11 protein-coding genes are annotated in these 11,692 nt (G+C 72.5%); 4 read left to right on the top strand and 7 right to left on the bottom strand.

Annotated elements, in window-relative coordinates; all coding sequences use genetic code 11:
* Positions 1 to 151 precede the first annotated feature (151 nt).
* Both ACFYQQ_RS33295 and ACFYQQ_RS33300 read left to right on the top strand, forming a co-directional pair.
* Entirely contained in the window at positions 152 to 1,327 is a 1,176-nt protein-coding gene (locus ACFYQQ_RS33295; protein ID WP_388906337.1) for a PAC2 family protein, read from the top strand.
* Between the two features lie 792 nt (positions 1,328 to 2,119).
* Positions 2,120 to 3,859: a S8 family peptidase gene (locus ACFYQQ_RS33300; protein WP_356172503.1), complete on the top strand. Its 1,740-nt coding sequence runs from the start codon at positions 2,120 to 2,122 to the stop codon at positions 3,857 to 3,859.
* 66 nt (positions 3,860 to 3,925) lie between these two features.
* Here the strand turns inward: ACFYQQ_RS33300 and ACFYQQ_RS33305 are convergent, their stop codons facing one another.
* Positions 3,926 to 4,390 (bottom strand): hypothetical protein, encoded by a 465-nt coding sequence (locus ACFYQQ_RS33305; protein WP_355794368.1) that lies wholly within the window; start codon positions 4,388 to 4,390, stop codon positions 3,926 to 3,928.
* Between ACFYQQ_RS33305 and ACFYQQ_RS33310 the strand changes: the two genes are divergently transcribed.
* Entirely contained in the window at positions 4,370 to 4,666 is a 297-nt protein-coding gene (locus ACFYQQ_RS33310; RefSeq protein WP_355794367.1) for a hypothetical protein, read from the top strand. The two genes, ACFYQQ_RS33305 and ACFYQQ_RS33310, sit on opposite strands and share 21 nt — an antisense overlap.
* A 120-nt stretch (positions 4,667 to 4,786) precedes the next feature.
* On the opposite strand, the gene mshC is transcribed toward ACFYQQ_RS33310, so the two are convergent.
* The 4 genes from mshC to ACFYQQ_RS33330 form a co-directional block, all read right to left on the bottom strand.
* A complete protein-coding gene (gene mshC, locus ACFYQQ_RS33315; RefSeq protein WP_356172495.1) occupies positions 4,787 to 6,016 on the bottom strand; it encodes a cysteine--1-D-myo-inosityl 2-amino-2-deoxy-alpha-D-glucopyranoside ligase in 1,230 nt (409 codons plus the stop codon).
* Positions 6,017 to 6,199: 183 nt separating this feature from the next.
* A complete protein-coding gene (locus tag ACFYQQ_RS33320; RefSeq protein WP_355793005.1) occupies positions 6,200 to 7,018 on the bottom strand; it encodes an SCO1664 family protein in 819 nt (272 codons plus the stop codon).
* Positions 6,982 to 7,572 (bottom strand): DUF3090 domain-containing protein, encoded by a 591-nt coding sequence (locus tag ACFYQQ_RS33325; protein WP_355793007.1) that lies wholly within the window; start codon positions 7,570 to 7,572, stop codon positions 6,982 to 6,984. Before ACFYQQ_RS33325 ends, ACFYQQ_RS33320 begins: the two co-directional genes overlap by 37 nt.
* Before the next feature lie 123 nt (positions 7,573 to 7,695).
* Complete coding sequence (locus ACFYQQ_RS33330) at positions 7,696 to 8,382, bottom strand: histidine phosphatase family protein (protein WP_355793009.1); 687 nt, start codon at positions 8,380 to 8,382, stop codon at positions 7,696 to 7,698.
* 131 nt (positions 8,383 to 8,513) lie between these two features.
* Between ACFYQQ_RS33330 and corA the strand changes: the two genes are divergently transcribed.
* Positions 8,514 to 9,512 carry a magnesium/cobalt transporter CorA gene (gene corA, locus ACFYQQ_RS33335; protein WP_355793011.1) on the top strand — a complete coding sequence of 333 codons (999 nt, stop codon included), beginning with the start codon at positions 8,514 to 8,516 and terminating at the stop codon, positions 9,510 to 9,512.
* Positions 9,513 to 9,573: 61 nt separating this feature from the next.
* Here the strand turns inward: corA and ACFYQQ_RS33340 are convergent, their stop codons facing one another.
* Together ACFYQQ_RS33340 and ACFYQQ_RS33345 are read right to left on the bottom strand one after the other, a co-directional pair.
* Complete coding sequence (locus ACFYQQ_RS33340) at positions 9,574 to 10,362, bottom strand: ferritin-like domain-containing protein (protein ID WP_355789730.1); 789 nt, start codon at positions 10,360 to 10,362, stop codon at positions 9,574 to 9,576.
* A 239-nt stretch (positions 10,363 to 10,601) separates the two neighbouring features.
* Positions 10,602 to 11,657: an LLM class F420-dependent oxidoreductase gene (locus ACFYQQ_RS33345; RefSeq protein ID WP_355789732.1), complete on the bottom strand. Its 1,056-nt coding sequence runs from the start codon at positions 11,655 to 11,657 to the stop codon at positions 10,602 to 10,604.
* Between the last annotated feature and the right edge of the window lie 35 nt (positions 11,658 to 11,692).

Below are 11,692 nucleotides of genomic sequence, written 5' to 3' on the forward strand. Positions count from 1 at the left end.
GGCGGACACAGCTCGGATGACTGACGGGTGTTCCGGGGCGGTGTTCGGGGCAGTGATCCGTTCACTCCCCCGTGCAAGGGGGCTGCGGAGGCGCCCCGCGCACGCCGTAAGGTTGGGACGTACGCGAGGGCACGTCGGAAGGAGGCGCTGGGTGATCGAGCTCGAGGGGGTTCCCGAGCTGGTCGACCCGGTCATGGTGGCCGCGTTCGAGGGCTGGAACGACGCCGGCGACGCCGCCTCCGCCGCGGTCGCTCATCTCGACCGGGAGTGGAAGGGCGAGGTCTTCGCGGCGCTCGACGCCGAGGACTACTACGACTTCCAGGTCAACCGTCCCACCGTGTGGCTGGACGGCGGCGTCCGCAAGATCACCTGGCCGACGACACGGCTGTCCGTGGTCCGGGTCGGCGGCGAGAAGCCGCGCGACCTGGTGCTGGTCCGGGGCATCGAGCCGTCGATGCGCTGGCGCTCGTTCTGCAACGAGCTGCTGGGCTTCGCGCACGAGCTGGGTGTCGAGCTCGTGGTGATCCTGGGCGCGCTGCTCGGCGACACCCCGCACACGCGTCCGGTCCCGGTCAGCGGCGTCACCTCCGACGCGGACCTGGCCCGCACGATGGACCTGGAGGAGACCAAGTACGAGGGCCCCACGGGCATCGTCGGCATCCTCCAGGAGGCGTGCACGCACGCGGGCGTACCGGCCGTGTCGCTGTGGGCCGCGGTCCCGCACTACGTGTCGCAGCCGCCCAACCCCAAGGCGACGCTGGCCCTCCTGAACCGTCTGGAGGACCTCATCGACCTGCGCATCCCGCTGGGCGATCTGGCCGAGGACGCGCGGGCCTGGCAGCTGGGCGTGGACCAGCTGGCCGCCGAGGACAGCGAGGTCGCCGAGTACGTGCAGACGCTGGAGGAGGCCCGGGACACCGCCGAGCTGCCCGAGGCGTCGGGTGAGGCGATCGCCCGCGAGTTCGAGCGCTATCTGCGGCGCCGGGACGGCGGCGGTCCCGCGCCGGGGGCAGGCGGGCACGCGACGGAGAGCGGCGAGTCCGCGACGTATCTGCGCGACACCCCGGGCGGCCGGGGCCGACCCAAGCCGCAGCGGCCCGACGCCGGACCCGAGACCGGGCCGGAGCCCGGCTCCGGAGGCGAGACGGCCGGTACGGAGAAGGGTGGCGCCGGCGGCGATGCCGGGAGCACGGGTCCCGCGGGTGCCCCGGGCGCACCGGACTTCTCCGACTCGCCCGGCTCCACGGACGCACCGGGCTCCTCCGGACCCTCCGGTCCGGCCCGGCCTTCCGGTTCCCCGGACTCCCCGGACTCCTCCGAGGACTGAGCCGGCGGGGGCGGTGCGCACGACGCGCACCGCCCCTCGGCCGTCGTCGGGGCCGTCAGACCTGGTCGACCGCCACCACGTCGTACTCCGTGTCCGGCGTCGGCTCGACGTCGAAGCGGGCGTTCGGCAGGTGCGGCCGCCCACCCCAGGCCGCCGCCGTGGTCGGGATGCGGAAGCGTGGGCCGGTGATGTGGGCGATCGCCGTGCCTCTGGTGCCGGCCGCGTCCAGCCGGAGGACGTCGATGCGGTCCCGCGCCCGGTGGCGAGGCTCGCCCGGTACACGTCGCCGTGGGCGAGCGAGCCGAAGTACGCGAAGACGGCGGCGCCGATCGTGATGCCCTCCGGCTGGAAGCCCGGGGGCAGCGGGAATCGGTCGGGCGGTCGCCGCCCGGCCGCGTGGGCGGTGCCGCCGGCCGTGCCGCCCAGAAGCGCCACGCCACCGGTCGCCGCGGCTGCCGTGAGAGGTCTTCGACGTGCGAAGGAACGGTCCGTGAAGCGTCCTTGCGCAAGGGGCCGGCGCGAGGCCGACCAGGTGGTCAACAGACCCCGCAACCCCAGCACATGACACCCGCCGCCGCAGCCTTTGGCCGGTTTGCGGCGTGACCTCTCTTTCCGGACGGATTGCCCGGGGTTCCCCATTCAACTTGTTTTCAAACCGAGTTGGCGAAAGAAGGGTGGACGACTCGCTCCGGCCGTGCCAGGTTGTGCCCCGAAGACGCGGCCCGGAGACGGGACTTGGCACCGCGTCGTTCCGCGACAGGCACCCGCAGGGACCGAAGGGAGCGGTACGCGATGACGGATCAGGTACAGCCGACGCAGGGCCCGGGAGCGTCCGGGCCGGGGCCCGACGGAGCGGGATTCACCTACGGGGGATCCGAGGAGGAACTGATCGTCGTCGCACGCCCCGAGGCCCGGCTGCGGGCCGGCACCGAGGGCGTCCGCTCGGCGGCCGGTGCCGACGTCTCGGCCCTCGACATGTTCCTCAGCGACGAACAGCTCACCCTGGAGCCGCTGTTCGGCAGCGAGGAGCGACTGCGGCAGTCCGCGGCCACGGGGGCCGGTGACACGCCCGGACTCGCGCTGTTCTACCGGGTCCGCGGCGTCGAGAGCCGGGCACAGGAGCTGCGATCCCGGATCGCCGCGCTGCCGGAGATCGACACGGCCTACGTGAAGCCCGGCGCCGTACCCGCCTCGGTGGGTTCGGTCGGGCAGAGCGCGGACGAGAGCCGGCGGGTGAAGGAGGGCGCTCCGGTGACGCCCGACTTCAGCAGCCGCCAGGGCTATCTGCGCCCGGCGCCCGAGGGCATCGACGCCCAGTGGGCCTGGCAGCGGCCCGGCGGCACGGGGCGGGGCGTGACGGTGATCGACGTGGAGGGCGCCTGGCAGCTCGGCCACGAGGACCTCGCGGCGAAGCTCGCCGGTGTCGTCGTCGGCACCCCGCTGACCGACCTCGCCTGGCGCAACCACGGCACCGCCGTGATCGGCGTGATCGGCGGCGACCGCAACGAGTACGGCATCACCGGGATCGCCCCGGACACGGTGACCGCGGCCGCCTCCTTCCAGGGCGTCGGCACCGCCGCCGCGATCCACGCGGCCGCCGAGCGGCTGGGCCCGGGTGACATCGTCCTGGTCGAACTCCACCGGCCGGGGCCCCGGTTCGACTACGAGCAGCGCGCCGACCAGCAGGGGTACATCCCGGTCGAGTGGTGGCCCGACGACTGCGCGGCGATCCGCCACGCGACCGCGAGGGGCGTCATCGTGGTGGAGGCCGCGGGCAACGGCGGCGAGTCGCTCGACGACGCGGTGTACGAGCGCCGGCCCGACGAGTTCCCTCAGGCGTGGCGCAACCCGTTCAACCCCTCCCACCCGTCCTCAGGAGCGGTGCTGGTCGGCGCGGGGACGCCGCCGCCCGGCACCCACGGCCGCGACCACGGTCCGGACCGCTCGCGCCTCGCGTTCTCCAACTACGGTGCCCGCGTGGACGCGCAGGGCTGGGGGCGCGAGGTCACGACCACCGGCGGCTCCTGGGACCGGCCGGGCGATCTCCAGGGCGGCGCCGAGGAGATCGGCTGGTACACGGACACGTTCTCCGGGACCTCCGCCGCCTCCCCGGTGGTGGTCGGCGCGCTGGCCTCGCTGCAGGGCATGCTCAAGGCGGCGGGGCACCGTCCGATGTCGCCCGAGCGCGCCCGCTCGGTGCTGCGGGCCACGGGTTCTCCGCAGCAGGACGCGCCGGGACGGCCCGCGTCCCAGCGGATCGGCAACCGGCCGGACATCAGGGCCGCGGTCACCCGGCTGCTGCCGGAGGCGGTCGGTTCGGGCCGGGCCGAGCGGTACTGGGACGAGTTGCTGCCGTATCCGCGTGAACTCCCGCCCAGGCTCAGGCTGTTCGTGGCCGGCGGCTGGCGCAGCCTCGACAAGCCGTCCCCCGAGACGCGCCAGGCGGTGCACGCCGCCTTCGCGGGGGGACATCCGGACGTCCGCGTCTGGTTCTCGGACGACGAGATCGTCGGCCTGGTGATCACGGGCTGAGGACCCGGTCGTCGCGTACGACCGCCGGACGCCGTCATGGTCCGGCGGAATCCGACCATCGCCTTGTCAGTGAGGGAAGGTGGCACCCGCATGAGCACCACCCCGCAGATCGACCAGACCAACCAGATGGGCCAGATCGGCCAGATGGGCCAGCAGCAGCCCCAGCAGCAGTTCGGCGGGCAGCAGGGTCAGCCGCAGTACGGACGGCAGCCCCAGTTCGGGCAGCAGCAGGAGCAGTTCGGCCAACAGGGCGGCCAAGGGCAGTTCGGCGGGCAGGGCCAGATCGCCCATCAGGGACAGCAAGGCCAACCGGGACAGCAAGGCCAGATGAGCCAGATCGGCCAGCAGGGCCAGATCGGGCAGCAAGGTCAGCAGGGCGAGCAGCAGGGGCCGAGCACCGCTCCCCCGCAGCCCTTCGGTCCGCAGCAGAGCCCGCAGTCCGGGCAGACCGGCCAACCTTTCGGGCAGCAGTACGGCGGGCAGCAGCTTCCGCAGCAACTCCAGCAGCAGTTGCAGCAGCTCGCCCAGCAACAGCCCTACCAGCAGCTGCTCCAGCAGATCGGCCAGGCCGCGGGCCGCGCCATCCGCAACAACACCGCGACGCAGTACTGGGACGTCGTCCAGCCGCTGCCCGGCCAGCCGCCGATCCTGTACCTGCTGGTGGACGACGTCTGGCGCCGGCTGCTCGACCCGAGCCAGGCCGTCCACGACGAGGTGCAGCGCGCGTTCGCCTTCGGACACCGCGTCCTGGGCTTCTACGACGACCAGAACCCGGGGTTCCTGCAGGCGATCGTCGTCACCAAGTGAGTCCGGTCACCGCGTGACCCACGGGACCCGGACGTGCCCGGTGCCGGGCGGAGACCTCTCCGCCCGGCACCGGTTCGTGTGCGTACGCCGCCCCCGGGGCACCGCGTGCCGGGGCGTCGGCTACAGCGCGACGCCCAGCAGCGCGTCCACGGCGCGCGAGACGACACCGGGAGCGCCCTCGTCCGTACCGCCACGCTCCTGCTGGGCCACGGCCCAGCGGTCGACGGCGGCGAGCGCGGTGGGCGCGTCCAGGTCGTCGGTGAGGGCGGCGCGGATCTCCTCGACGAGGGCGTCGGCGGAGGGGCCGTCGGGCCGCGACACCGCCGCGCGCCAGCGGTCAAGCCGGGCGACCGCCTCTTCGAGCACGCCGTCCGTCCACTCCCAGTCGGCCCGGTAGTGGTGCGCGAGCAGGGCGAGCCTGATGGCCGCCGGGTCGACGCCGTCGCGGCGCAGCTTCGAGACGAAGACCAGGTTCCCCTTGGACTTCGACATCTTCTCGCCGTTCAGCGCGACCATGCCGGCGTGGACGTACGCCTTGGCCATGGGGAACTGCCCGGTCAGCACCTGGGCGTGGGAGGCGCCCATCTCGTGGTGCGGGAAGGCGAGGTCGGAGCCGCCGCCCTGGACGTCGAAGCCCATCCCGAGGTGGTCGAGGGCGATGGCGACGCACTCGATGTGCCAGCCGGGTCGGCCCCGTCCCAGCGAGCCGCCGTCCCAGCTCGGCTCGCCCTCGCGGGCGGCCATCCAGAGCATCGGGTCGAGCGGATTCTTCTTGCCCGGCCGGTCGGGGTCGCCGCCCCGTTCCGCGGAGAGCAGCCGCATCGCGGCGGCGTCCAGGTTGGACACCTTCCCGAAGTGCGGGTCGGAGCCGACGGAGAAGTAGACGTCGCCCTCCAGCTCGTAGGCGGCACCGGCGTCGCGCAGCCGCTCGACGAGCGGGACGATGCCCGGTATCGCCTCGACGGCGCCGATGTAGTGCCGCGGCGGGAGCATCCGCAGGGCGGTCATGTCCTCGCGGAAGAGGGCGGTCTCCTTCTCGGCGAGGCCCACCCAGTCGACTCCGTCGCGCTGCGCCCGCTCCAGGAGCGGGTCGTCGACGTCGGTCACGTTCTGGACGTAGTGAACCTGCCGCTTGGTGTCGAGCCACACGCGCTGCACGAGGTCGAACGCGTTGTAGGTCGCCGCGTGTCCCATGTGGGTGGCGTCGTACGGCGTGATGCCGCAGACGTAGATTCGGGCGACGGGACCGGGGTCGAGGGTGACGAGCCCACCGGTCGCGGTGTCGTGGATCCGGAGGTCGCGGCCCTCACCGGGCAGGGCGGGGACCTCAGAAGCGGGCCAGGCATACATGCCTTGAGCCTAACCGGACGGATGTTCCGTATACGAACCGGACCGGGTCCCGGCGCCGGGCGGACGATCTCGCGGGACTCGGCCGCCCGCGTGCCGGGCGGGCCGCGGGACGTCGTACGCCGACGGCGGCCCACGGGCGGGGCCGCCGCCTCCAGGCCCGTCGGCCCGCCGTTCGCGGCCTGCTCAGACCGGCGGCCACGGGATCGCGGGCCATTCCCCGCTCGGCTCGGGGTGCTTTCCCGAGGCGAGGAGGGCGTCGACCCGTGCCCGGGTGGCGTCGGTCTCGGCGGGTGTGACGAGTTCCGCCAGCCGGGTGGCCAGCGGGGCACCGGGCGCCAGGGAAGCGCGCAGCGAGGTGAGCGCCTCGACGGCCTCGGGGGTGAGGGGCTCCCCCGCCCAGCCCCAGAGCAGCGTCCGCAGTTTGTTCTCGGCGTTGAAGGTGACGCCGTGGTCGATGCCGTACAGCCGGTCCCCGCCCGCGGGCAGCAGGTGGCCGCCCTTGCGGTCGGCGTTGTTGATCACCGCGTCGAGCACGGCGAGCCGCCGCAGCCGCTCGTCGTCGGCGTGCACGAGCAGGGCCGTGCGCCCCTCGCCGACGTCGGCGAACCCGATGGCCTTCCAGCCCTCGTCGGGCTCCTCGCCCTCCACCAGGGCGAGCAGCTCGGAGTCCGGTTCGGCCTCGATCCACAGCTGGCACATGCCCTCGCCGTACGGGCCGTCCCGCAGCACGGTGGGCGGCACCAGCCCCCAGCCGATCGCCTCGGAGACCTCGTACGCCGCCACCTCGCGCTGCGCCAGGGTCCCGTCGGGGAAGTCCCACAGCGGCCGCTCCCCGGCGACCGGTTTGTACACGCAGGACGCCTCCTGCCCGTCGAGGGAGACGGAGCAGTACAGCACCGCGTTGGAGGCCTCACGGATCTGTCCGCGCACCGTCAGCTCGCCCCGGGCGAGCAGTTCGGTCGTGGTCACGCTCCGCGGCGGTATCCGTTCTGGCGCGGACATACGTGTCCTTCCGGGTCGAGCGGGAGGCTGCACAGCGGGCAGGGCGGGCGGCCCGCGTTGACGACGTCGAGGGCGCGCTTGGCGAACGCCCGGGCCTGCGCGCCGGTGAGCCGGACGCGGAGCATCGGCGGGCCGTTCTCCTCGTCCTGCAGGAGCCGCTCCTCGGCCTCCGCGAGGTCCTCCTCGGAGTCGGCGTCCAGCTCCACCAGGGCCTGCGCCTCGACGATCATGCGCTGCTCGTCGCCGTCCCAGGCGAGCGCCATGGTGCCGACCCGGAACTCCTCCTCCACGGGGGTGTCCAGCGGGGCGGTGTCGGAGACCTCGGTGGGGGCGACGGCGGGTACGGGAGCGCTGCCCCCGGTCCGCCGTACGACCTCGTCGAGCAGCTCTTCCATGCGCTCGGCGAGTGCGGCCACCTGCGTCTTCTCCAGGGCCACGCTGGTCACCCGGGGGCCTGACGTGGCCTGCAGGAAGAAGGTACGGCGTCCGGGCAGCCCGACCGTGCCGGCCACGAAGCGGTCCGGTGGGTCGTAGAGGAACACCTGACGGGACACGTCCTGTCTCCATTGGAATCGGCGTCGGGACCGGGACCGGGCGACCGGATCAGCCGTCGGTCCGCGTCGGTCGCTGACAACTACTGCGCTGCTTCGAACGCTTCACCCTACTGCGGCCGACGATCACGGTGCGCCCGCACCGCCCCCGACCGTGGCGTCGCCGCCCGCGGCCTCCTCGCGCGGCGCCAGCGAGGTGAGGTCACCGGTGTCGCCGAGCCGGACGAGAAAGGGCCGCAACCGGGTGTAACGGATCGCGGTGATGGAACAAGGTTCGACAGAGATCCGCTGGAAGAGGTCGAGATGAAGTCCGAGTGCGTCCGCGACAAGGGATTTGATGATGTCTCCGTGCGAGCACATGACGTAGACGGCGTCGCCGCCGTGATCGCGCTCCACGCGCGCGTTCCACTCGCGTACCGCCTCGGCGGCACGCGTCTGCATCGCGCGCATGGACTCCCCGCCGGGGAACGCCGCCGCGGAGGGGTGCGCCTGCACGACCTCCATGAGCGGTTCGTCGTTGAGCTCGGCGAGCTTGCGGCCGGACCAGTCGCCGTAGTGGCACTCCCCGATCCGGTCGTCGCTGTGCAGCCGCAGTCCGGGGCGGGCGTCGAGCAGCGGGCGCACGGTCTCCTGGCAGCGCTGGAGCGGGCTGGCCACGACCTCGGAGATCGGCAGGCCCGCGAGCCGGGCGGGCAGCGCGGCGGCCTGCGCGGTGCCGCGCTCGTCGAGGGCGACGCCGGGCGTCCAGCCGGCGAGCAGTCCCGCTGTGTTGGCGGTGGAACGTCCGTGCCGGACGAGGATGAGGGTGGGCATGCCGCCCAGCCTAGGCGGTGCCCGCGAAGTCCCTCCGTCCGCTCGGAGGGCGGGGCGGGAAGGACGTCGCGGACACGGCCCGGGCCGGGGCCCGTGTGTCGCCGGATCCGCGGGGCGGGAGAATACGTCCTGTGATCGTCGACTGCGCCATCTACCGGGAGGGCCGCCGGACCCAGGGCCCCGACGACCTCTCCGACGCCCTGGACCAGGCACGTGCCCGGGACGACACGTTCCTGTGGATCGGTCTGCACGAGCCGACCGCGAAGGAGTTCGACCACGTCACCAGCGAGTTCGGGCTCCATCCGCTGGCGGTCGAGGACGCCCTCAAGGCACACCAGCGCCCGAAGCTGGAGGTGTACGACGACTCGGTCTTCATGGTGCTGAAGCCGGTGATCTACGAGACGGACAGCGACGCGGTCTCCTCGGGCGAGCTCATGATCTTCCTGGGCGACTCGTTCATCGTCACCGTGCGGCACGGCGAGGGCGCGCCCCTGAAGGAGGTGCGGCAGCGCCTGGAGCAGGACCCGGAGATGCTCCGGCACGGTCCCACGACGGTGCTCTACGCGATCGCGGACGCCACGGTGGACCACTACCTGGACGTGGCGACGGAGCTGCAGACCGACCTGGAGGAGCTGGAGACGGAGGTGTTCTCGCCGGCCGGCGGGGGCTCGCGCCACACGGCGTCCCGCATCTACACCTTCAAGCGGCAGATCCTGGAGTTCCGCCGGGCCACCGGTCCGCTGGCGGTCCCGATGACCCGCCTCGCGGGCACCGGCGCCTTCAACACCGGGCTGCCGTTCGTCGCGACCGAGACGCAGCCCTTCTTCCGGGATGTCAGCGACCACCTGACCCGGGTGAACGAGTCGGTGGAGGGCCTGGACCGGCTGGTGTCGGACATCCTCTCCGCGCATCTCGCGCAGATGAGCGTCCGGCAGAACGACGACATGCGGAAGATCTCCGCCTGGGCCGCCATGGCGGCGATCCCGACGATGATCGCGGGGATCTACGGCATGAATTTCGACCACATGCCCGAGCTGCACTGGGTGTGGTCGTATCCCGCCGTGATCCTGCTGATGGCGGTCCTGGAGGTCGGGCTGTACCGGACGTTCAAGCGGCGGGGCTGGCTGTAGCGGCCCGTGTCCGTGCGGGCCGGGGTCGTGGCCGCGGCCCGCACGGACGTGCTCCGGCGGCTCAGGCGAACTCGGGTGCCGTGGTGGGGGGCCCGTTCAGCGCGCCCCGCCGCTCGGGCATCGTCAGGGACACCATCCGCCGCCAGCCCACCAGCCGCTCGTAGGCGTACAGGGCGTGGATGCCCGCCGCGAGGGCCGCCGACTTGGCCTTCGGCCAGTCCAGGATGCGTCCCATGTGGTTCATCACGGCGAGGCTGACGTCCCGGTAGACGCGGATCTCGGCGAGCGCGCACTCGCGCAGCGTCCGCTGGATGGCGCGGCCGTGTCCGGCGTACGCGAAGCGCAGCAGCTCCTCGTGGCAGTACGCGAGGTGGTTGTCCTCGTCGGCCGAGATCATCCGCACGGCACGGCCGATGTCGGGGTCGTCGGCGAAGTGCCTGCGCAGCAGTTCCATCTGCTCGGAGGCGCGCTGCTCGGTGACCCTGCTGTGCGCGAGGTAGGTGACGATGTCCTGGACGGTCAGGGGCCTGTCGTCCTTGAGCCTGTCGTGCGCGAGCCCGATGCCGTGCCGCTCCAGCAGCATCGTGTAGTCGGTGTCGGGCGGGACCTCGACGGGCTCCAGGCCGCGCTTTTTCATGAGGGCGTTGAAGATGCGCCCGTGCTTGTCCTCGTCGGCGCCGTGCCGGGCGATCCTGGGGGCGAGCTCCCGCTCGCCCGGGGGCACGAGGGCGGCGATCCGGGCGTTCTCCCAGCCCCCCTGCGCCTCGCCGCCGGCAGCGATGGAGCAGAAGAGCCGGAACGACTCGTCGTGGTCGAGAATTTCCTGGAACAGACTCCTGGCCGAAAGCATCACTGCCCACCTCTCTGCGGGACTCCGCAAAGAACGAGTCAAGTGCCGTCGGCGGCGGGCGGCAACACGTGCGCCGGACGACTCGGCCGAACGTAGGACGATGCGGACGGTCCGGGGGCGTAACCGAAGGGGCGGGTGGCGCGTTGTCCCGGTGACGGCCGTGGCGGGGAAGACCCCCGAGCCCCCACCACGGCCGTAGAACTTCTCCCTCCGCCGGTGTCCCGCCGGATTCGCCGGTGTCACGCGAGTCCGGCGCGCTCCAGGGCGTCGCAGCCGGCCCGCAGCGAGGCGATCCGCTCGTCCAGCGTGAAGCCCGCGGGGGCCAGCGTCAGCGTGGTGACACCGGCGGCCGCGTATGCCCGCATCCGGTCCGCGATGCGGTCCACGGAACCGAGCAGAGTCGTCCGGTCGATCAGCTCGTGCGGTACGGCGGCGGCCGCGCCCTCCTTGTCGCCGGACAGGTACTTGTCCTGGATCTCGGCGGCCTCCTTCTCGTACCCCATGCGCTGGGCGAGCTGGTTGTAGAAGTTCTGCTTGCGGCTGCCCATGCCGCCGACGTACAGGGCGGTGTACGGGCGGAACATGTCCGCGAGAGCGGTCACGTCCTTGTCGTCGCCGAGCGCGAGGGGCAGCGTCGGGCAGACGTCGAAGCCCTCCATCGTCTTCCCGGCCTTCTCCCGTCCGGCGCGCAGATGCGCGATGGCGGTGTCCTCCAGGTTCTCGGCCGACGGGAAGATCAGCAGGGCGCCGTCGGCGATCTCGCCGGTCTGCTCCAGATTCTTGGGGCCGATGGCGGCGATGTAGAGCGGGATGTGCTCGCGCTCCGGGTGCACCGTCAGCTTGATCGGCTTGCCCGGCCCACCGGGCAGTGGCAGCGTCCAGTGCTCACCCTCGTAGGAGAGGCGCTCGCGGGTCATCGCCCTGCGCACGATCTCGACGTACTCCCGGGTGCGCGCCAGCGGCTTGTCGAACTTGACGCCGTACCAGCCCTCGGAGACCTGCGGTCCGGAGACGCCGAGTCCGAGGCGGAAGCGGCCGCCGGACAGCGAGTCGAGGGTGGCCGCGGTCATCGCCGTCATCGCCGGCTGGCGGGCGGGGATCTGGAAGATGGCCGAGCCCACGTCGATGCGCTCGGTCTGGGCGGCGACCCAGCTGAGCACGGTGGCCGCGTCGGAGCCGTAGGCCTCGGCGGCCCAGCACACGGCGTATCCGAGTCGGTCGGCCTCCTGGGCGACGGCGAGATTGTCCGCGTCCATTCCGGCGCCCCAGTAGCCGAGGTTGATCCCGAGCTGCATGGCCGATTCCCCTTACCGATCAGTAACGTCCCTTG

The organism is Streptomyces sp. NPDC005496 (assembly GCF_042872045.1).
GTDB lineage: Bacteria > Actinomycetota > Actinomycetes > Streptomycetales > Streptomycetaceae > Streptomyces.